Source organism: Nonomuraea sp. NPDC051941, from assembly GCF_044593615.1.
Map to the genome: position 1 here is coordinate 570969 of NZ_JBIUCF010000001.1, position 20650 is coordinate 591618.

Sequence of the window (20650 nt, forward strand, 5' to 3'; positions counted from 1 at the left end):
CCTCAGTCTGCCCAGACGCTGATGTACGTGCATGTCAACCACGCCCCTACCCTGCCGTGCATACGTGACACCAGGGTTACGGCGTGATGAGATACGGCCCGTCAGCCGTCCAGAAAGGTGTCCACCGCCTGCAGGAACCGGCTGCGGGCCGTGGTGTGGATCAGATGCCCGACGTCGATCGTGACCAGCCGCGCCCCCGGGATCCGCGTCGCCACCTCCCCGGCGCCGACGGGGCTCTGCTCCCCGCCGCTCAACACCAGCGTCGGCGCCGTGATCTTGCCGAGCCCTTCCAGCCAGGCGGGATCGGGGCCGGCCAGCTGCCGTTCCGTGTCGTGCATCATGCGCCAGTCGAACCCGGTCGAATCGTCCTCGACGATCGGCGGGCGGTTCTTGAAGGGGAGCGGCGGCGGCGCGTCCTCCAGCACCAGCCGCTCGACCCGGTCCGGGTGGTTCATGGCCGCGTGGTACGCCACCACGCCTCCGAGCGAGTGCCCGACCAGCGTGGCGCGCCCGATGCCCAGGTGGTCGAGCAGCGCGACGACGTCCTCGGCCATCTCCGGCACCTCGTACGGGCCCTGGTAGTCGCTGACCCCGTGCCCGCGCAGGTCGGGGGCGATGACGTGGAAGCGCGCCGCGAAGTGCTGGGTGATGCCGTTCCAGTCGTTGTGGTTGGCGGTCCGGCCGTGGATGAGCAGGAGCGGGGGAGCGGTGGGGTCGCCTTCCTCCCGGTACACGAGCTTGATCCCGTTGACGTGTGCTTCGCGAATCACACCGGCGACCATATCGCCCGGCGTCCGGCGTGCTCCCCGGCCCGTGGCGCTGAGCGCACCTTGACATCGTCGGCGGGCTTCATGGGCAGACATTGACCATGAACCCCGCTGACCGGCTCGGATAGCGTCGCGAGGGCGGGGAGGACCGGTAACGGAGAAGGGGCGTCATATGCCGGACCCGATTGAAGTACGCAAGGTGCCGATCGAGAGCGTCACCGACGCCTCCGGTCTCGCCCGGCTCATCGCCGACGGGGTGATCGAGGCGCGCCGGGTGCTCGCCGTCGTCGGCAAGACCGAGGGCAACGGCGGCGTGAACGACTACACGCGCATCCTCGCCGACCGGGCCTTCCGCGAGGTGCTGGCGGAGCACGGGCATCCGGCGCCGGAGAGCGTGCCGCTGGTGTGGTCGGGCGGCACGGACGGGGTGCTCAGCCCGCACGCCACCATCTTCGCCACCACGGCCGACGCGCCCCCGTCCGACGAGCCGCGGCTGTCGGTGGGCGTGGCGATGAGCGAGGTGATCCTGCCCGAGGACATCGGCAGGCCCGCCATGGTGGAGAAGGTCGCGGCAGGCGTACGCGAGGCCATGAAGATCGCCGGCATCGACGACCCGCGCGACGTCCACTACGTACAGACCAAGACGCCGCTGCTCACCCTGGCCACCATCACCGACGCCAAGAGCCGCGGCCAGGACACCGCCATCGAGGAGACCGGCCCCTCCATGGACCTGTCCAACTCGACCACCGCCCTCGGCATCGCCGTCGCCCTCGGCGAGATCGACATGCCGAGCGCCGACCAGATCCACAAGGACCTGTCGCTGTACTCGTCCGTGGCCTCGTGCTCGTCCGGGGTGGAGCTGGACCGGGCGCAGATCGTGCTGGTGGGGAACGTGCGGGGGATCGGCGGCCGCTACCGCGTCGGTCACAGTGTCATGAAGGACGCCCTGGACGCCGACGGCATCTGGGAGGCCATCAGGGACTCGGGGCTGCCGCTGCCGGAGCGCCCGCATCCGTCGGATCTCGGGGGGCGGCTGGTGAACGTGTTCATGAAGTGCGAGGCCGACCCGTCGGGACGGGTTCGCGGTCGGCGCAACATCATGCTGGACGACTCGGACGTGCACTGGCACCGGCAGATCAAGGCGACGGTGGGCGGGGTGGCGGCCTCGGTCACGGGCGACCCGGCGGTGTTCGTCTCGGTGGCGGCCGTCCACCAGGGTCCCTCGGGCGGCGGCCCGGTCGCGGCCATCTCCGACCTGGGATAGCCGGCCACAGGGCCCTGGGGATCAGGGCCCTGGGGATCAGGGCAGGGCCGGGGAACCCGGGTTCAGGGCCAGGGGAGGGCGGTGAGCTCGGGCCATTCCTCGGTCCACCGGGCCACCTTGGCCTCGTACACGTGCCTGGGCGCTTGCCTGGGATTGGGTCGCAGCACCAGGCCGAACGCGTCGGCCACGCCATAGGGCGCGTAGACCTTCCACCGGCCCGACGGCGTGAGCCGCACGCCGAGGGAGCTGGTGGTGGAGGGAAAGGAGTCGATCGCGTCCTCGGCGCTCTCATAGGGCGGGCATGGCACGCCGAACCGCTCCTCGTACCACAGATGCACCCGGGCCTCGTTGCGGATCTCCACCGGCACGTCCCCGAACAGCTCGGCCCCCGCCCTGATCGCCCTGTCCTCGGCCTCCCAGGACAGGTCGGACGGATCGTAGTAGACCAGGTCGTAGTCCTTGATCCCGTGCTCGGGGTCACGGCCGGTGACGTGGTTCCAGATCGTCTGGACGACCGCGCCCGCCGCGACCCACCATCCGGGCAGGTCGAGCGCGCGAGCGCCGTGGAGCACGGTGGTCAGGGTGGGGTTGGCGCCGAGCACCGTCCGTAGGGCGGCGAGCTGCTCGTCCAGGGGAAGGCGTCCGATCCGCATCGCACCTGTCTACCAGCCGGAACCGACATCGTCGGTGGGTACGAGCATGTCGCCGGTGGGGGAGGGTGGGCCTTGTTCTAGCTATGTAGAGTACGAGATATGAAGAGAAGCCTGCGGATGACCATGCCGACCCAGGCTGTCCTCCGAGCCCTGCTCCGTGATCCCGGGCACGATCGCTACGGGCTCGAGGTGTGCGAGCTGGCGGAGCTGCCGAGCGGCACGGTTTACCCGATCCTGGCCAGACTGGAGCAGATCGGCTGGGTGGAGAGCCGGTGGGAGGACCCGGAGACGCACGTCGCGGAGGGACGTCCGCGCCGCCGCTACTACCGGATCACCGCGGACGGCGCGGAACAGGCGCGGGACGCCGTCGCGCGGGCGTACCGGTCGCGCAGGCAGCAGGTGCCCGGCTGGCTGAACCGCCCGGGCCCGGCCGGGGGCGGGTTATGAACGGCTCGCTTCGGCCACTGCTGGAGGCCGTCGGTGACACGCTGAACGGCGAGTGGCTGCGGATGGTCGAACAGGCCCACCTGACGGCGGCCCACTGGCATCGCGGTCAGCGTCGGCGCAGTGGCGAGCCCTACATCAGCCACCCGGTCGCCGTCGCCACGATACTGGCCGAGCTGGGCATGGACCACGAGGTGCTGTGCGCGGCCCTCCTGCACGACGTGCTGGAGGACACCGACTGCCCAGAGCAGGAACTGGTGCGCGAATTCGGCGAGCCGATCGTCCGCCTGGTACGCGACATGGCCGCGTTGCGGGATCCCCGGCAAGTGCGCGTGATCTGGGCGAGTGAGACGGGCGAGCGCGTGCTGATGCTCAAGCTGGCAGATCGGCTGCACAACCTGCGGACGCTGCGCTGGCTGCCCGAGGCGAGGCGCCGGCGGACAGCACAGCAGACGCTGGACATTTTCGCGCCGGTCGCCGGCAGGCTCGGTCTGGGCCGCCTCGAACAAGAGCTCGAACGGCTCGCCATCGCCAACCTCCCCGGCCGGGAAGGCATTCGGGCATCCTTCGGCGTCATCGCCGCGGGCGCGATCCTGCTTCCACGCGAATGGCGTGCCCGCTGGTTGGAGGAGTGGCTGGGTGAACTGCAGGCACTCCCGGACAGGTGGCCGAGGATACGGTTCGCCGTACAGGTGCTCGGCGGGATGCCGTGGCTGGCGATGACCCTGCGGCGGCGGGACAGCCGGGGCGGCCGCCACCGGCCGGGAGTGGACGCCGTGCGGGGCACCGGAGTACGGGCGCTGCTGGCCAGGCTCAGGGGCAGGGGCGGGCGCGGGTAGTCTCGGGGGTTGTGCCGAGCATCCCGCGACCTCTCGATCCCGACGACGACGGTGGCGCCGCGCCCGCCGTGGCCGCCGCCCTGGCCTCCTACCAGGCCGGCACCGCCGACGCCGCCGACGTGCTGAACGCCCTCAGCGGGGCCAGGCTGCTGGTGCCCGTCGTGGCGCTGCTGACCGAGAGCGAGGTCGGCGCGCACGGGCTGCGGCAGGAGAAGGAGAGCGAGATGGCGCTGCCCAAGCTCGTCGGGGCGGACGGCAGGGAGGCGGTGCTCGCGTTCACCGGCAGCCAGGCGCTGGCCCGATGGCGGCCCGACGCCCGGCCGATCCAGGCCACGGCGTTGCAGGTGTGCCGGGCGGCGGTGCAGGAGAAGGCGGCGGCGGTCGTGGTGGACGTGGCGGGGCCGGTGCAGTTCGTGATCGAGGGAGCGGTGCTGGAGGCGCTGGCGGCTGTCGAGTCGGGGACCGTCGATCGGCTCGACGGTGTGACCGTCGCCAAGGTGGAGCCCGTCCGGCGCCGCCGGTGGTTCTCCAGAAAGGGCTGATGACGTACGCCCCGCGGGGCCGGGTGCCGATCGGCGGAGCTGTGCCGGTCGTGGGGTCAGTCCGGCCGAGGCGGGCCGATGGCGTGTGCCGTGCCGGGCGCGTGTCGTCCGCTCGGGGAGGGCCGATGGCCGGGCGCATGCCGTCCGCCCGGGGAGGGTTGATGGGCGCGCGGCAAAGCCGGCAGGTGGATTGATAGGCCCCGCGTGGGCGGGGTGGCGCATTAAGGTCGGCTCGTGGTCGCACTCATGGCGCTCGCCGGGCTGATCTGCGGACGCCACATCCGCGGATTGGCCGACTCCTACGACGAGGGCCCGGTCCACTACGACCTGGGCGCGGTGATCCAGCGATCCGGCCCGGGCGTCGAGCTGGTGACCGCCGCCGTGGCCGCGCTGGTCGCCTGGCGGTTCGGGCTGCCGTACGTACCTTTTGCCCTCATCGGCACCGCGCTGGCGGTCGTCGACTGGCGTACGAGCCTGCTGCCCGACGCGATCACGCTCCCGGCGTACCCGATCATGGCCCTGGCCCTGGCGCCGACGGGAGCACTGCCCAGGGCGCTGGCCGGGGGGGTGGCGCTGACGGCCGTGTACGGGCTGCTCTGGTTCATCAGGCCGGAGGCGATGGGCCTGGGGGACGTCAAGCTGGCCGGGCTCATCGGCATGGCCGCCGCGGCGCTGAGCTGGCAGGCGTGGATCGTCGCGGCCTTCGGCGGCCAGCTGCTCGGCGCCCTCTACGGCCTGGCGCTCCTGCTGTCCAGGCGCGGGACGAGGCACACCCAGTTCCCGTTCGGGCCGTTCATGCTGCTGGGCGCGTTCACGACACTCTGTCTCGGCTGGTGAACGCGGGACATCTCACTAGGCAGCACATGGAAGACTTGTACGCATGTTGCGCTGGTTGACCGCCGGAGAGTCCCACGGCCCCGAACTCGTCGCCATCCTCGAAGGCCTGCCGGCCGGGGTGGAGGTGACCACGGCCGCCATCGACGAGGCCCTGCGCCGCCGCAGGCTCGGTTACGGCCGGGGTGCCCGGATGAAGTTCGAGCAGGACCAGGTGACGATCGTGGGCGGCGTCCGCCACGGCCGCACGATGGGCAGCCCGGTCGCGATCCGGATCGGAAACACCGAGTGGCCCAAGTGGGAGAAGGTCATGGCGGCCGACCCGGTCGACCCGGCCGAGCTGGAGGGCCTCGCGCGCAACGCGCCCCGGTCCCGTCCGCGCCCCGGCCACGCCGACCTGGCGGGCATGCAGAAGTACGGGTTCGACGACGCCAGGCAGGTGCTCGACCGGGCCAGCGCCCGCGAGACGGCCGCCCGCGTCGCGCTCGGCGAGGTCGCCAGGCGCTTCCTCAAGCAGGCGCTGGGCGTCGACATCGTCAGCCACGTCACCGAGATCGGCGGCGCGAAGAGCCCGGCGGAAACCCTGCCCGGCCCCGGCGAGCTGGCCAGGATCGACGAGGACCCGGTGCGCTGCTCCGACGCCGAGGGCAGCGCGGCCATGATCGCCGTGATCGACAAGGCCCACAAGGACGGCGACACGCTGGGCGGCGTCGTCGAGGTCCTCGCGTACGGCCTGCCGCCCGGCCTGGGCAGCTACACCCACTGGGACCGCAGGCTCGACTCCAGGCTCGCGGGCGCGCTCATGGGCATCCAGGCGATCAAGGGCGTGGCGGTCGGCGACGGCTTCGAGACCGCGCGCAGGCCCGGCTCCCAGGCCCACGACGAGATCGAATACACCGCCGAAGACGGCGTGCGCCGCATCACCAACCGCGCGGGCGGCGTCGAGGGCGGCATGACGAACGGCGAGATCCTGCGCGTCAGCGCCGCCATGAAGCCGATCTCCACCGTCCCCAGGGCGCTGGCCACGATCGACGTCAAGACCGGCGAGGCGGCCAAGGCCCACCATGAGCGCTCCGACGTGTGCGCCGTGCCGGCCGCCGGCATCGTGGCCGAGGCCATGGTCGCGCTGGTGCTGGCCGACGCGGCCCTCGAGAAGTTCGGTGGCGACTCCGTCGAGGAGGTCGCCCGCAACCTGTCCGGCTACCTGTCTTCGATGGTGATCAAATGAGCGGGGAGCGAACCCGACGCAGTGAGCGGAGTGGAGGCCCGACGGAGGAGGGACTCCGCGGAGCGAATGAGGAGTGGTGAGCGACCAAATGAGCAGGGTTGTATTGATCGGTCCCCCCGGGTCCGGTAAGACGACGCTCGGGCAGTTGCTCGCCGAGCGGCTCGGCGTCGGGTTCCGCGACACCGACGCCGACGTGGAGGCTGTCGCTGGCAAGCCCGTCTCCGACATCTTCGTCGAGGACGGCGAGGCCCGCTTCCGCGAGCTGGAGCACGAGGCCGTGCGCCGCGCCCTGGCCGAGCACGACGGGATCCTGTCGCTCGGCGGCGGCGCCGTGCTCAACGAGGAGACGCAGGCGCTGCTGGCGGGCCACCACGTCGTCTACCTGCAGGTGGGGCTGGCGGACGCGGTCCAGCGGGTGGGGCTCGCCTCGGCCCGGCCGTTGCTCGTGCTCAACCCGCGCAGCCAGCTGAAGAAGCTGATGGAGGAGCGGCGGCCGGTCTACGAGCGGCTGGCGGTGGCGACCGTGGTCACGGACAAGCGGGAGCCGGAGGAGCTCGCCGACGAGATCATCAAGGGGCTGCCCGCATGAGTGCCACGAGGATCCACGTACGCGGTGACAGCCCGTACGACGTGGTGGTCGGCACCGGGGTGCTGGCCGAGCTGACCACGCTGCTCAAGCCCGGCGTGCGCACGGTCGCCGTCATCCACCCGGAGACCCTGCCGGAGATCTCCGGCAGGGTCGGCGCGGTGCTGCGCGAGGCCGGCTACGAGGTCGTCGAGCTGCCCGTGCCCGACGGCGAGGCGGCCAAGACCGTCGAGGTGGCCGCCGGGCTCTGGTCGGCGCTCGGCCGCAGCGGCGTGACCCGCTCCGACGCCGTGGTGGGCGTGGGCGGGGGCGCGACGACCGACCTGGCGGGGTTCGTGGCGGGCACGTGGCTGCGCGGCGTACAGGTCGTGCTCGTGCCCACGACGCTGCTCGCCATGGTCGACGCGGCCGTCGGCGGCAAGAACGGCATCGACACGCCCGAGGGCAAGAACCTCGTGGGCACGTTCCTGCCGCCCGCCGGGGTGCTGTGCGAGCTGTCCACGCTGGCGAGCATGCCGAGGCGCGACTACGTGGCCGGCCTGGCCGAGATCATCAAGGGCGGGTTCATCGCCGACCCGGAGATCCTCAGGCTCGTCGAGGCCGACCCGGAGGCCGCCACGCGGCCCGACGGCCCCCACACCCGCGAGCTGATCGAGCGCAAGATCCAGGTCAAGGCCGACGTCGTGGGCGCCGACCTGCGTGAGGCGGGCCTGCGCGAGATCCTCAACTACGGCCACACCCTCGCCCACGCCATCGAACGCGAGGAGCACTACGCCATCCGCCACGGCGAGGCCGTCGCCATCGGCATGGTCTACGCGGCCGAGCTGTCGAAGCTCGCCGGCCGCGCCGACCTGGTCGAACGCACCAGATCCATCCTCACGAGCGTCGGCCTGCCCACCGCCTACCGCGCCGACGCCTGGAAGTCCCTGCGCGACCACATGCGGCTGGACAAGAAGAACCGCGGCGCCAAGCAGCGGTTCGTCGTGCTCGACGGCCTGGCCGAGCCGGGCCGGCTCGAAGGCCCCTCGGAAGAGCTGCTCGAAGCCGCCTACAAGGAGATCTCCGCATGATCCTCGTGCTCAACGGGCCCAACCTGGGCAGGCTCGGCACCCGCGAGCCCGACATCTACGGCGCCGAGACGTTCGAGGACCTCGCCACGCTCTGCCGCGACACCGGCAGGAAGCTCGGCGAGCACGTCGAGGTGCGCCAGACCAACGACGAGGCCGAGCTGATCGGCTGGATCCACGAGGCCGCCGACGGCCGCATCCCGGTCGTGCTCAACCCGGCCGCCTTCACCCACTACTCCTACGCCCTGCGCGACGCGATCGCCATGCGCACGGCACCGCTTGTCGAGGTTCACATCTCCAACCCGGCCGCCAGGGAAGAGTTTCGCCACAACTCCGTCGTGGCCGGGGTGGCGACGGGCACCATCGCGGGCTTCGGACTACAGTCATACGTCCTTGCGCTGCACGCTATCGCGGAGATGAACACCACCTCATGAGGCACTACAAGTCCTTCGTCGCTCTCGGCGACAGCTTCACAGAAGGACTGAACGACCCCGGTCATAACGGTCACTACCGTGGCTGGGCCGACCGGGTGGCCGAACGGCTCGCCGCCGACGAACCCGGCTTCCGCTACGCCAATCTGGCCGTGCGCGGGAAGCTGCTCGACCAGATCGTCGCCGAGCAGGTGCCGGTGGCGGTCGAGATGGCCCCCGACCTGGTCAGCCTCTGCGCCGGGGGCAACGACCTGCTCAGGCCGGGCACCGACCCCGACGTGATGGCGAAGAAGCTCGCCCGCGCCGTGCGCGACCTGCGGGCCGGGGGCTCGGACGTGTTGCTGTTCACGGGGGTGGACCCGCGCGACACGCCGCTGATGCGGCGGCTGCGCGGCCGCTTCGCGGTCTTCTACCTGCACGTGCGCTCCATCGCCGACCTCTACGGGTGCCGGCTGGTGGACCAGTGGTCGATGCAGGGGCTGCGCGACTGGCGGGCGTGGAGCGCGGACCGGCTGCACATGAACGAGGACGGGCACCGGCTGGTGGCGGCGCGGGTGCTGGACGTGCTGGGGGTGCCGTTCGAGGACTGGCGCAAGGACTGGCCGTCCCGCACGGTCGACCCCCGGGCGCGGCGGCGCGAGGACGCCCAATGGATCCGCGAGCACCTCGTCCCCTGGATGTCCCGCCGCCTCCGCGGCGTCTCCTCCGGCGACGGGCTCCCACCCAAGCGTCCCGACCTGACCCCTTTTTAAGTCTTTTACGGCTGCGCACGGGCAGGCCACCCGCCGTACTTCGGCTGACGGAGCGGCGAGCCTGGGGCGGAGAGCGGCAGCTTGCGTGACCAGCGGAGCCCCGTGCGAGCGCGACCATGAGCAGAGCCTTCCAGGGAACGGCCGCTGACCCTTCACCGGCTGAGCGCCGTTACGGTGCGCACGCTTGACCGGCTGGGTGCCGAGGAGCCGGACCGGCTCCGGGCTTCCCCCCTTCCCGCCGCCCGCGTTGCGCCGATCCCCACCGCATGGCTGCTCGCCGTACCGGCGCCGGCGCCCGCGTTCAGGCGGGCGGGGCGTTCAGGTGGAGGATTCGGAGGCCAGGCGCTTCAGGGCCGCCCGGGGGATGGCCGGGTCGGTGGTGCGCCAGAACGGGGGGAGGGAGCCCAGCAGGAAGCCGCTGTAGCGGGCCGTGGCGAGCCGGGGGTCCAGGACGGCGATGACGCCCTTGTCGTCCTGGGCGCGCAGGAGGCGGCCGGCGCCCTGGGCGAGGAGGAGGGCGGCGTGGTTGGCCGCGACCGCCATGAAGCCGTTGCCGCCCCTGGCCGCCACGTGGCGCTGCCGGGCCGACGTCAGCGGGTCGTCCGGGCGCGGGAACGGCACCCGGTCGATGATGACCAGCCGCAGCGAGGGCCCCGGGACGTCCACGCCCTGCCACAGCGACAGCGTGCCGAACAGGCAGGTGGGCTCGTCCTCGGCGAACTGCTTGACCAGCAGCATCGTCGAGTCGTCCCCCTGGCACAGCAGCGGCACGTCCAGCCGCTCGCGCAGCGCCTCCGTGGCGGCCTTGGCGGCGCGCATCGAGGAGAACAGGCCCAGCGTGCGCCCCCCGGCCGCCTCGATCAGCTCGACGATCTCGTCCAGGTACTGCTGCGGCAGCCCGTCGCGGCCGGGCTGGGGGAGATGCTTGGCGACGTACAGGATGCCCGCGCGGGGGTGGTCGAACGGCGAGCCGACGTCGATGCCCTGCCAGCCCTTGCCGTCGCCGAGCCCCCACTGCGCGGCCAGCGCGTCGAAGGTGCCGCCCAGGGCCAGGGTGGCGGAGGTGAGGATCACCGTGCGCTCGCCGAACAGCTTGTCGCGCAGCATGCCGCTCACCGTCAGGGGCGCGACCCGCAGCGTGGGCGGGCGCCGGTCGGTGCCCCCGTCGAGCCAGACCACCTCGGCGCGGTCGGACTCCGAGGCGTGACCGTACGCCTCCAGCATGCGCACCGCCGTGTCGTGCACCTCGTCCAGCATCGAGAACGCGGCCTTGCGCTGCCCCGCCTTGTCGGGGTCGTCCTTGTCGGCGCCGCGCGGCCCCATGGCCGTGACGCATCGCGCGGCCGAGTCGCGCACCAGCGCCAGCGTCAGGCCGAGCACCTGCGGCAGCTCGTCGATGCGCCCGGGCGGCGCGGCGGCCAGCAGCGCCTTGAGGTCCTCGCCCGCCTCCATGAGCTGGTCGGCGATCGCCTGCTCGATCAGCCTGCCCACCCGGCGCACCGCCAGCGCCACGGTCAGCTCCGACAGCTCGCCGGTCACCACCGAGGTCACCCGGTCGACCAGCTCGTGGGCCTCGTCCACGACCACGACCTCGTGCTCGGGCAGCACCGGCAGGTCGCCCATGGCGTCGATGGCCAGCAGCGCGTGGTTGGTCACCACGACGTCCACCTCGCCCGCCCGCGCCCTGGCCATCTCGGCGAAGCACTCGGCCCCGCTCGGGCAGCGGCTGGCACCGAGGCACTCCTGCGCGCTCACGGAGAACTGCCGCCACGCCTGCTCGCTCACCCCGGGCACGAGCTCGTCGCGGTCGCCGGTCTCGGTCTCGTCGGCCCACTCCTGGATGCGCTGCACCATGCGGCCGGTCGCGCTCACCTCGCGGGGGTCGAAGAGCTGGTCCTGCTCGTCCTCCTCGGGCCAGCCCGCCGTCGCCTTGTAGCGGCACAGGTAGTTGCGGCGGCCCTTCAGGATCGCGAACGTCGGCTCGTGCGGCAGCTCCTTGCCCAGCGTCTCGGCCAGCCGGGGCAGGTCGCGGTCGACGAGCTGGCGCTGCAGCGCGATCGTGGCCGTGGAGACCACGACGGGCGAGTCGCTGTCCATCGCGTGGCGGATCGACGGCACCAGGTACGCCAGCGACTTCCCGGTGCCCGTGCCGGCCTGGACCGCCAGGTGTTCCTCACCGTCGATGGCCTGTTGCACGGCCTGGACCATGGTCAACTGGCCCTGCCGTTCGCTCCCTCCGAGAGCGTTTACCGCGACCATGAGAAGTTCGTCCGCAGACGGGAGATGGGAGTCCGGCACGGCAGTAAACGCTACCCGCATTCCAGGGTCGCCGTGCCGAACGCGGTGTGATCGGCCAGATGCATCCCGGCGTTCCCGGACCCTCGCGTCGGCACCCGTGGCACACTGGGCGGTCGGGACTCCGGCGGGTCAGAGAAGGACTTCACGCGGAGTGACCAAAGGGGTTCCCGGTGTAGATGGGAAGGCCGGTTCAAGAGGGTTTTCCGGGGTTGAGTGGACGGGAAAAGGCTGGTTAAAGCAGTATGTCTGCCATGTCGGAAGTTGTCCCGTTGCCGTCGTTCGGCGAAGTGTTCTTCGATGCGCGAGGTCAGGAGCGGTGTCTCCGCGTCACGTGGCATGAGGGCACGCTGGTCCTGAGCCTCTGGCGCGGCGAGATGTGCACCGCGAGCTTCCGCATGCCGATGGAGGACGTCGGGCGCCTGCTCGACACTCTCGACGAGGGTTTCGCCGAGGCCACGGGCGAGCAGCCCGCCGTGCCCGCGCACGACCCGGGTACCGAGGTCATGCCCGGCACCGGGCAGTACCAGCGGCCGACCCCACCCGTCCAGCAGCCGCCGCAGGCGCAGCACCAGCCCGAGGAACGGCCCACGGCCGCCCTGTCGCCCAACGACGTCCTCGTGGCCAGGGGCGCCCCTCCGGCCCGCCAGGACAAGCTGGTCGCCTCGTACGGCGAGACCACGGCCCCCAGGGACACCATGCCCCCCGCGTACGGGGAGGCGCCCAGGGACGCCTACGGCGAGGCTCCGAGGGACGCCTACGGCGAGCGGGCCCCCTTCACCGGCCCCCAATACGTGGAGACGACGGCCCCGCAGCAGCGCTACACCGGAGACCCGCTCAGCGGCCCGCAGTACACCGGCGACCCCTTCAGCGGGCCCCAGTACACCGGCGATCCCCTCAGCGGCCCGCAGTACACCGGTGACGCCTACAGCGGCCCGCAGTACGCCGCCGAGCCGCAGCCGTACGGCGGCCCCGCCGCCCAGGCCGACCCCTTCATGGGTCCCCAGTACCTCGACAACGAGCCCGTCTACCAGATGCCCGGCGACCAGCGCCGCCCGGCGCCGCTGAGCACCGACCCGCTCGGCTTCCCCTCCCAGGCGGCCGCGCCCCACCAGCCGCCCCAGCACCAGCCGGCCCCTCCTCAGCAGCCCCAGCACCGGCCCGACCTCTATCAGAACGACCCGTACCAGAACGACCCCTACCCGGCCGATCCCTACGCCTACCAGCAGCAGCAACCACCGCCACCGCCACCGCCACCGCCGCAGGCCCCGGCCGCCGCGGGCCTGGGGACCCCCATGCACGGCATCCCGGGCGCGGGCCGGCGCCGTCCCGCCCCGCAGCCCGTCCGCGACGACTACGCCGCCTACCAGCAGAGTCCCGCGCCGAACCCGGTGGACCCGCTGATGTCCATGGGCCGCCAGGAGCACCAGCAGCCCGACGCGCTGTCCCGCCCGTACGTCGTGGACCCCATGTTCTCCACGGGCGAGCGCCTGCGGCCCGGGGAGCAGCCGGACTACCACGAGCGGAGCGACCGCAGGGAGTGGTGACACGCCGGGTCCGGGGGCCAGGTACGCTCCTCCCGTGAACCCGACCATGGGCCTGCAACTGCTGCTGGTGGCCGGCGGCGCGATCGGCGTCGCGGCCGTCGCCCGGCGCAAGGGCTGGCCCGCCCCCCTCCTGCTGGTGGCCGCCGGCCTGCTGGTGTCGCCGCTGGTGCCGGCGGTGCCGCTGCAGCCCGAGCTCGTGCTGTACGTGTTCCTGCCGCCGCTCCTCTACTCCGCCGCGTTCGACAGCTCCTACCTGCGCCTGCGTGACGTCAAGCGGGCCGTGGCCCTGCTGTCGATCGGGCTCGTGCTGTTCACCACCGCCGCCGTCGGGCTGGTCGTCCACCTGCTGCTGCCGCAGCTTCCGCTCGCGCTGGCGTTCGCGCTGGGCGCGATCATCGCGCCGCCCGACGCCGTGGCCGCCGTCGCGGTCGGCCGACGGCTGGGCCTGCCGCGCAGGGCGCTGACGATCCTGGTCGGCGAGAGCCTGTTCAACGACGCCACGGCGCTCACGCTCTACCGGGTCGCCGTCGGGGCCGCGCTGGGCGGCACTCTGGACATGTGGCACGGCCTCGGCGACTTCGCGCTCGCCGCGGCGGGCGGCGTGGCGATCGGGCTGGCGGTGGCGTTCGCGATGGCCTGGCTGTTCAGGCACACGCGCGACTCCCTGGTCGAGAACACGCTGATGCTGCTGATCCCGTTCGCCACCTACCTCGCGGCGGAGAGCGTGCATGCCTCGGGCGTGATCGCGGTCGTGATCGTCGGCCTCTATCTGGGCAACCGCATGCACCTGCAGGGGTTCGGCACCCGGCTGGTGTCCGACGCCGTGTGGAAGGTCACCGACTTCTTCCTGGAAGCGGTCGTGTTCGCCCTGATCGGGCTCCAGCTCACGACCGTTATCCAGGGCATCTCCGGCTACGACCCGTGGGCGGTCGCGGGCTACGCTGCCGCCGTGCTGGCGGTGACGATCGTCAGCCGGTTCGTGTGGCTGTTCGTGGTGACGCGCCTGATGAAGCTCCTGCGCAGGAGTAACGTGCCCACCGGCCCGCAGACGGTGATCCTCGGGTGGGCCGGCATGCGCGGCGTGGTGTCGCTGGCGGCGGCCTTCGCCCTCCCGCCGGACATCCCCGCGCGGGACCGCGCGATGCTGCTGTTCCTGACGTTCACCACCGTGATCGGCACGCTGCTCATCCAGGGCACCACGTTCCCCGCGCTGATCAGGCGGCTGCGCGTGTCGAGCGAGCAGGAGCAGTACGAAGATCGCCTGGCCGAGGCGGCGGCCCAGCAGGCCGCGCTGGAGGCCGGCCTGGAGGAGCTCACGCGGCTCATCGCCGAGCAGGGCGAGCCCGACGAGATCCAGAAGCAGGTCATCGACCAGCTCAGGGAGAAGTCCTGGCGCCGCTCGCTGAGCGCCTGGGAGCGGCTGGGCGGCGGCACGGGGCAGGGTGGCGCGGAGACCCCCAGCGCCCTCTACCGCCGCCTGCGCCGTGACATGCTCCAGGCAGAGCGGCAGGTCTTCGTCCGGCTGCGCGACGAACGCCGCCTCGACGACGAGGTGATGCGCGACGTGATGGCGCAGCTCGACTTCGAGGAGGCGATCCTGGAGCGCTAGCCGGGAAGAGCCGCGCCGCTCAGCCCATCGCGCTGTCGACGAAGCACCAGCGCCAGTCCTCACCGCGTTCGTAGGACTGGATCACCGGGTGGGCCGTCTCGTGGTAGTGCTGGGTGGCGTGCTTGGCCGGCGAGGAGTCGCAGCACCCGATGTGACCGCACTCCAGACAGCGCCGCAGGTGCACCCAGCGGCCCCCGACGGCGAGGCACTCCTCGCAGCCCTCCGGCGTCTTCGCGGCCGGATCGTCCGCCTGGGAAAGATGCTCGCAAATTGCCATAGGAGAAATCCTAGGACCAGCAGCACGATCAAATTTCGCCCGCCCCTCTTGTCGGCCGCCGGGCAAGCGTGGACATTGTGCTCATCAGGGAGTGACATACGCCACACCATCCCGAGGAGTCGGGTGTGCTGGAGGTCCGCAACCTCGAAGTCGTCTACGACGACGTGATGCTCGTGCTGCGCGGCGTGAGCCTCAGCGTGCCGCCTGGGGCGATCGTGGCGCTGCTCGGCGCGAACGGCGCGGGCAAGACGACCTTGCTCCGTGCCGTGTCCGGGCTGCTCGACGTGCACGACGGCGAGATCACCAAGGGCAGCGTGACGCTGGAGGGCGAGCCCATCCACCACCTCAGACCCGCCCAGATCGTGCGGCGCGGGGTCAGCCAGGTGATGGAGGGCCGCCGTATCCTCGCCGAGCTGACCGTCGAGGAGAACCTCAAGGTCGGCGGCCACACGGCGGCCGAGTCCCACCTGGACCGCGTCTACGGCCTGTTCCCGCTGCTGCGGGAGCGGCGCAGGAGCGTGTCCGGCTACCTGTCGGGCGGCGAGCAGCAGATGCTGGCCGTCGGCCGCGCCCTCATGGCCGGGCCGAAGTACCTGCTGCTGGACGAGCCCAGCCTGGGCCTGGCGCCGTCGCTGGTCGCCCAGGTGCGCGACCTCATCGTGGAGATCAACCGCCAGGGCACCACGGTCCTGCTGGTCGAGCAGAACGCCACGATGGCCCTGTCCATCGCCTCCCACGGCTACGTCATGGAGACCGGCAAGATCGTGATGGACAAGCCGTCCGGCGAACTGCTCGCCGACGACGACATCAAGGAGTTCTACCTGGGGGCCGTCAGGTCCTTCCGCGAGGTCAAGCACTACAAGCGGAGGAAACGATGGCTCTCCTGACGTTCGAGGACGTGCACCTGAGCTTCGCCGGCGTCAAGGCCGTCGACGGCGTCTCGTTCGAGGTCCGGCAGGCCGAGCTGCTGGCGATCATCGGGCCGAACGGCGCGGGCAAGACCTCGATCTTCAACGTGCTCTCGGGGGTCTACCGGCCCCAGCGCGGCCGGGTCACGTTCCTGGGCGAGGACCTGCTGCCGAAACGGCCGCACGAGATCGCCGCCATGGGCCTGGCCAGGACGTTCCAGAACGTCGAGCTGTTCCACAACCTGACCGTCCTGGACAACCTCATGCTCGGCCGCCACCACCACTTCCGCTACGGAGCCCTGGCCGCGCTGCTCTGGTACGGGCGGGCCAGGCGCGCGGAGCTGGCCGCCCGCGCCCAGGTCGAGGACATCATCGACTTCCTCGAACTCGAGGCCTGGCGGCGCCATCCCGTGCGGCTGCTGCCGTACGGGATCCAGAAGCGGGTCGAGCTGGGCCGGGCGCTGGCCATGGAGCCCCGGCTGCTCCTGCTGGACGAGCCGGTGGCCGGCATGAACCTGGAGGAGACCGAGGACATGGCCAGGTTCGTGCTGGACATCCGGGACGAGCTGGGCATCCCGGTCGTCCTCGTGGACCACGACATGGGGCTGGTGATGGACCTGGCCGACCGGGTGCTCGTGCTCGACTTCGGCCGCCCGGTCGCGCTCGGCACCCCGGCCGAGGTCCAGCAGGACCCCAAGGTCATCGAGGCGTACCTGGGAGGAGCCGCATGAGCATCGTCACCAGGGTGCGGGACCGTGCCCGCAGCACCCCCGGCGCGGTCGCCATGCGGCACAAGGACCTGGGCATCTGGCGGGAGGTCACCTGGGCCGCGTACTGGACCCAGGTGGAGCTCGTCGCGCACGCCCTGCTCGCCCTCGGCGTCGAGCCCGGGGATCGCGTCGCCGTCCACTCCGAGAACCGCCCCGAATGGCTCTACGGCGATCTCGGCACGGTCGCCGTCCGGGGCGTCACCGTCGGCCTCTACCCCACGAACCCGCCCGTCGAGGTCGCCTACCTCCTCGCGGACTCCGGCGCGAAGATCCTCATCGCCGAGGACCAGGAGCAGGTGGACAAGGCGCTCAAGGTCCTCGACGAGTGCCCCGAGCTGCGGCGCATCGTCTACCTGGAACCGCGCGGCATCCGCGGCCGCTACGACGACGACGTCCTGATGTCCTGGCCCGAACTGCTCGCCCTCGGGGCCGAGCACCGCGCCGGGCACCCGGACGCCGTGGAGCGCCGCATGGCCGAGGCCGAGCCCGGCGACGTGATGACGCTCATCTACACCTCGGGCACCACGGGCCCGCCCAAGGGCGTCATGCTCACGATCGGGAACGTGGAGTTCGCCGTCAGCACGCTCGTCCTGGGCGGCGGCTTCACCTCCCCACCGCCCTCCGAACGCGACCTGGCGCTGTCCTACCTGCCGCTGTGCCACGTGGCCGAGCGGGCGTTCACCGTGTGGTTCAACTCGGCCGCCGGCGTGCAGGTGAACTTCGCCGAGTCCATCGACACCGTGCAGGCCAACCTGCGGGAGGTGCAGCCGACGATCCTGTTCGGGGTGCCGCGGATCTGGGAGAAGGTCCTGGCCCAGGTCGACATCCGGCTGGAGTCGGCCTCGCCGGTCAAGCGGGCGGTGACCCGGTTCTGGCTGCGGGTGGCCGACCGGATCGGTGACGCGCTGGTGCGCACGGGCGGCCGGCACACCTTCGGGACGCGGCTGGCGTACGGGGTGGGCTGGGTGTTCTGCTACCGCTCGCTGCGCGAGCGGCTCGGGATGCGGCGAGTCAGGTACGCGGCCTCGGGGGCCGCGCCGATCGCGCCCGGCGTGCTCAAGTTCTACATGGGGATCGGCATCCCCATGCACGAGGTGTACGGGATGAGCGAGAACACCGCCATCGCCACCGCCAACCGGCCCGGCAGGGTGCGCCTGGGCACGGTCGGCGAGCCGCACCCCGGCGCCGAGCTGAGGATCGACGAGGCCACCGGCGAGATCATGACCCGGCATCCGGGGAACTTCGCCGGCTACTGGCGCAACCCGCGGGCCACGGCCGACGTGCTGGACGAGGACGGGTGGCTGCACACCGGGGACGTGGGCGAGTTCGTCGAGGGCACGCACGTGCGGATCATCGACAGGATGAAGGACATCATCATCACGGCCGGTGGCAAGAACGTCGCGCCCAGCGAGATCGAGAACGCGCTGAAGGCGTCGCCGTACCTGAAGGAAGCCATCGTGATCGGGGACCGGCGGCCGTACCTGGTGGCGCTCATCGGGATCGAGCCGGACACGGTGGGGGAGTGGGCGCGGCGGCGCGGGCTGCCGTACACGACCTATCGGGATCTGTCGGAGAAACCGGAGACGCGGGAGCTGGTCCGGGGGATCGTGGACGAGGTGAACACCCGCTTCGCCCGGGTCGAGCAGGTGCGGCGGTTCACGTTCCTGCCCAAGGAGCTCGACCACGAGGACGGGGAGCTGACCGCCACCCAGAAGGTCAAGCGCGCCGCCGTCGCCAAGCTCTTCGAGGACCTGGTGGAAGGGATGTACGCCCGGTGAAGGGGCTGCTCGAGACCGTGATCAGGGGCCTGGGGAGCGGCTCGGTGTACGCGCTGCTCGCGCTCGGGTTCGTGATCATCTACAAGGCCACGCGGGTGATCAGCTTCGCGCAGCCCGCGCTGATGCTGGCCGGGGCCGTCGCGGTGAGCTACCTGGCCGAGGTGACCGGCTTCTACGCCGCCGTCCTGCTGTCGGCGCTGCTCATCGCCCTGGTGGCGCTCGGGATCGAGCGGGTCGCGATCAGGCCCATGGTGGGGCGGCCGGTGTTCGTCGTGGCGATCATCACGCTCGGCATCGACGTGGTGGTGCGGGTGGTGGTGAACGGCTTCATCGGCCGGGACGTGCGGCAGGTCGGGGACCCGTGGGGGTTCACGCAGGTGTCGCTCGGGTCGCTGGTCGTGCAGCGGCGCTGGCTGGCCATGCTGCTGGTTACGGCGGTGCTGGTGGCGCTGCTGTTCGCGTTCTTCCGTTACACGAGGTACGGGCTGGCGATGCGGGCGGCGGCGTTCGACCAGGAGACCGCCCTGGCGCAGGGGGTCTCGGTGGGGGCCGTGTTCGCGCTGTCGTGGGCGCTGGCCGGGTTCCTGGCGGCCGTGGCCGGGATGTTCGTCGGGACCGGGCAGGGGATCGAGCAGCTCACCTGGGTGGTCGCGTTGAAGGCGCTGCCGGCGATCATCGTGGGCGGGCTCGACTCGCTCGGCGGCGCGGTCGTGGGCGGGCTGGTGGTCGGGGTCGTGGAGTCGCTGTTCCAGTCGTACCAGGGGGAGTTCGCGCCCTGGCTGGGGCAGAACTTCGCGGTCGTGTCGCCGTATGTGGTGATGTTGATCGTCCTGCTGGTCAGGCCCTATGGCCTGTTCGGGACCCGGGAGGTCGAGCGGGTATGACCGGCACGCGATCCGCGGCGCGCTCCGCCGTTCCTGACATACCGACCGGACGGTCTCGCCGGGTGCGCGGGCGGCCGCTGCTCTACACCTCCTACGCCCAGGACATGGCGCTGCTCGACACCCCGGCGAAGCGGGTGTGGACGGGGCTGCTGGTGCTGCTGGCGTTCGGGCTGGCGGTGCTGCTGCAGGACCGGTCGCTGGAGGTGCTGGCGGGAGCGTACGCGCTGGCCATCGGCGCCATCGGCCTCAACATCGTCACCGGCTACGCCGGGCAGGTCTCGCTCGGCCACGCGTTCTTCGTCGCCATCGGCGCCTACACCGCCGCCGCCGTGTCCGGCCCCGTGGACGGCGAGCGCATCGGCTTCGGCCTCGCGGAGATCTGGATCTGGCTGCCCGCGGCCGGACTCGTCGCCGCCGTGGCCGGGGTGCTGGTCGCGCCCCTGGCCACCCGCCTGCGCGGCCTCTACCTGGCCGTCGTCACGCTCGGGCTGGTGTTCCTCGGCGAGCACGTCTTCAAGGAGTGGCAGGACCTCACCGGCGGGCCCGGGGTCGGGCGCGAGGCGGCGGTCCCGCAACTCTTCGGCGTGCGCCTCGACCAGGACGGGCCGCTCGGCACCAGGGAGCAGTCGCTGTACGTGCTCATGCTGGCGCTGCTCGTCGTCTTCGCCCTGGCGGCCCGCAACCTGGCCCGCTCGCGCGTCGGCCGCGCCTTCGCCGCCATCCGCGACCGGGACATCGCGGCCGAGGTCATCGGGGTGCCGCTCACCCGCTACAAGGTCCTGGCCTTCGGCATCTCGTCGTTCTACGCGGGCTGCGCCGGGGGCCTGCTGTACACGATCTCCGGCTATGTCGAGCCCGGGTCGTTCAGCCTGCTGCTGTCGGTGCAGTTCATCGCGATGGTGCTGATCGGCGGCGTGGCCACCGTGTCGGGGTCGATCGCGGGGGCGCTGTTCATCTCGCTGCTGCAGCCGCTGACCAGGGCGCTGCCGGCGCTGGTGCCGTTCGTGAGCGCGGACACCACGCTGACGCCGAACGTGTTCCAGGTCGAGACCGTGCTGTACGGGCTGCTCATCGTGGTGTTCCTGATCTTCGAGCCACGGGGCCTGTTCGGCCTGTGGGTTCGGGTCCGCAACTACTGGAAGTCCTGGCCTTTCTCCTACTAGAAGGTGATTTTT

General features: G+C 71.6%; 21 protein-coding genes. 17 read left to right on the forward strand and 4 right to left on the reverse strand.

What is annotated here, in order from left to right; translation table 11 throughout:
* Window positions 1-101: 101 nt before the first annotated feature.
* The gene (locus ACIHFD_RS02630; protein ID WP_397365251.1) at window positions 102-770 is read right to left on the reverse strand and encodes an alpha/beta fold hydrolase; all 669 of its coding nucleotides are present in this window, start codon (window positions 768-770) and stop codon (window positions 102-104) included.
* A gap of 169 nt (window positions 771-939) precedes the next feature.
* On the opposite strand from ACIHFD_RS02630, the gene ACIHFD_RS02635 reads away from it, so the two are divergent.
* Window positions 940-2031 carry a ring-opening amidohydrolase gene (locus ACIHFD_RS02635; protein WP_397365252.1) on the forward strand — a complete coding sequence of 364 codons (1092 nt, stop codon included), beginning with the start codon at window positions 940-942 and terminating at the stop codon, window positions 2029-2031.
* Window positions 2032-2093: 62 nt separating this feature from the next.
* Here the strand turns inward: ACIHFD_RS02635 and ACIHFD_RS02640 are convergent, their stop codons facing one another.
* Window positions 2094-2684, reverse strand: a complete 591-nt coding sequence (locus ACIHFD_RS02640; RefSeq protein ID WP_397365253.1) for a nucleotidyltransferase family protein — start codon at window positions 2682-2684, stop codon at window positions 2094-2096.
* Between the two features lie 99 nt (window positions 2685-2783).
* On the opposite strand from ACIHFD_RS02640, the gene ACIHFD_RS02645 reads away from it, so the two are divergent.
* The 9 genes from ACIHFD_RS02645 to ACIHFD_RS02685 all read left to right on the forward strand — a co-directional run bounded on the left by ACIHFD_RS02645 (window position 2784) and on the right by ACIHFD_RS02685 (window position 9407).
* Entirely contained in the window at window positions 2784-3131 is a 348-nt protein-coding gene (locus ACIHFD_RS02645) for a helix-turn-helix transcriptional regulator (protein WP_350722500.1), read from the forward strand.
* Complete coding sequence (locus tag ACIHFD_RS02650; RefSeq protein ID WP_397365254.1) at window positions 3128-3967, forward strand: HD domain-containing protein; 840 nt, start codon at window positions 3128-3130, stop codon at window positions 3965-3967. The genes ACIHFD_RS02645 and ACIHFD_RS02650 overlap by 4 nt, the downstream gene beginning before the upstream one ends.
* Before the next feature lie 11 nt (window positions 3968-3978).
* Entirely contained in the window at window positions 3979-4509 is a 531-nt protein-coding gene (locus tag ACIHFD_RS02655; RefSeq protein ID WP_350722496.1) for an SseB family protein, read from the forward strand.
* Window positions 4510-4743: 234 nt separating this feature from the next.
* Window positions 4744-5346 carry a prepilin peptidase gene (locus tag ACIHFD_RS02660; protein WP_397365255.1) on the forward strand — a complete coding sequence of 201 codons (603 nt, stop codon included), beginning with the start codon at window positions 4744-4746 and terminating at the stop codon, window positions 5344-5346.
* A gap of 43 nt (window positions 5347-5389) precedes the next feature.
* Window positions 5390-6571 carry a chorismate synthase gene (gene aroC, locus ACIHFD_RS02665; protein WP_350722492.1) on the forward strand — a complete coding sequence of 394 codons (1182 nt, stop codon included), beginning with the start codon at window positions 5390-5392 and terminating at the stop codon, window positions 6569-6571.
* Window positions 6572-6659: 88 nt separating this feature from the next.
* Window positions 6660-7160: a shikimate kinase gene (locus ACIHFD_RS02670; RefSeq protein ID WP_350722490.1), complete on the forward strand. Its 501-nt coding sequence runs from the start codon at window positions 6660-6662 to the stop codon at window positions 7158-7160.
* Window positions 7157-8227, forward strand: coding sequence for a 3-dehydroquinate synthase (gene aroB / locus ACIHFD_RS02675; protein WP_397365256.1), 1071 nt, complete (start codon window positions 7157-7159; stop codon window positions 8225-8227). The genes ACIHFD_RS02670 and aroB overlap by 4 nt, the downstream gene beginning before the upstream one ends.
* Window positions 8224-8658, forward strand: a complete 435-nt coding sequence (gene aroQ / locus ACIHFD_RS02680) for a type II 3-dehydroquinate dehydratase (protein ID WP_185077687.1) — start codon at window positions 8224-8226, stop codon at window positions 8656-8658. Before aroB ends, aroQ begins: the two co-directional genes overlap by 4 nt.
* Entirely contained in the window at window positions 8655-9407 is a 753-nt protein-coding gene (locus ACIHFD_RS02685; RefSeq protein ID WP_397365257.1) for an SGNH/GDSL hydrolase family protein, read from the forward strand. Before aroQ ends, ACIHFD_RS02685 begins: the two co-directional genes overlap by 4 nt.
* A 318-nt stretch (window positions 9408-9725) precedes the next feature.
* On the opposite strand, the gene ACIHFD_RS02690 is transcribed toward ACIHFD_RS02685, so the two are convergent.
* A complete protein-coding gene (locus ACIHFD_RS02690) occupies window positions 9726-11726 on the reverse strand; it encodes an ATP-dependent DNA helicase (RefSeq protein ID WP_397365258.1) in 2001 nt (666 codons plus the stop codon).
* A gap of 230 nt (window positions 11727-11956) precedes the next feature.
* Here ACIHFD_RS02690 and ACIHFD_RS02695 point away from each other — a divergent pair, with 230 nt between their 5' ends.
* A complete protein-coding gene (locus ACIHFD_RS02695; RefSeq protein WP_397365259.1) occupies window positions 11957-13249 on the forward strand; it encodes a hypothetical protein in 1293 nt (430 codons plus the stop codon).
* 34 nt (window positions 13250-13283) lie between these two features.
* Window positions 13284-14858 (forward strand): Na+/H+ antiporter, encoded by a 1575-nt coding sequence (locus ACIHFD_RS02700; protein ID WP_397365260.1) that lies wholly within the window; start codon window positions 13284-13286, stop codon window positions 14856-14858.
* Window positions 14859-14877: 19 nt separating this feature from the next.
* Here ACIHFD_RS02700 and ACIHFD_RS02705 read toward each other — a convergent pair whose 3' ends face one another.
* Window positions 14878-15135, reverse strand: coding sequence for a UBP-type zinc finger domain-containing protein (locus ACIHFD_RS02705; RefSeq protein ID WP_350722476.1), 258 nt, complete (start codon window positions 15133-15135; stop codon window positions 14878-14880).
* A gap of 125 nt (window positions 15136-15260) precedes the next feature.
* On the opposite strand from ACIHFD_RS02705, the gene ACIHFD_RS02710 reads away from it, so the two are divergent.
* The 5 genes from ACIHFD_RS02710 to ACIHFD_RS02730 are packed head-to-tail and all read left to right on the forward strand — an operon-like array spanning window position 15261 to window position 20638.
* The gene (locus tag ACIHFD_RS02710; protein ID WP_397365261.1) at window positions 15261-16022 is read left to right on the forward strand and encodes an ABC transporter ATP-binding protein; all 762 of its coding nucleotides are present in this window, start codon (window positions 15261-15263) and stop codon (window positions 16020-16022) included.
* The gene (locus tag ACIHFD_RS02715) at window positions 16010-16774 is read left to right on the forward strand and encodes an ABC transporter ATP-binding protein (RefSeq protein WP_397365262.1); all 765 of its coding nucleotides are present in this window, start codon (window positions 16010-16012) and stop codon (window positions 16772-16774) included. The genes ACIHFD_RS02710 and ACIHFD_RS02715 overlap by 13 nt, the downstream gene beginning before the upstream one ends.
* Window positions 16771-18591, forward strand: coding sequence for an AMP-dependent synthetase/ligase (locus ACIHFD_RS02720; protein WP_397365263.1), 1821 nt, complete (start codon window positions 16771-16773; stop codon window positions 18589-18591). Before ACIHFD_RS02715 ends, ACIHFD_RS02720 begins: the two co-directional genes overlap by 4 nt.
* Complete coding sequence (locus ACIHFD_RS02725; protein WP_397365264.1) at window positions 18588-19475, forward strand: branched-chain amino acid ABC transporter permease; 888 nt, start codon at window positions 18588-18590, stop codon at window positions 19473-19475. Before ACIHFD_RS02720 ends, ACIHFD_RS02725 begins: the two co-directional genes overlap by 4 nt.
* Window positions 19472-20638, forward strand: a complete 1167-nt coding sequence (locus tag ACIHFD_RS02730; RefSeq protein WP_397365265.1) for a branched-chain amino acid ABC transporter permease — start codon at window positions 19472-19474, stop codon at window positions 20636-20638. Before ACIHFD_RS02725 ends, ACIHFD_RS02730 begins: the two co-directional genes overlap by 4 nt.
* Window positions 20639-20650: the final 12 nt, after the last annotated feature.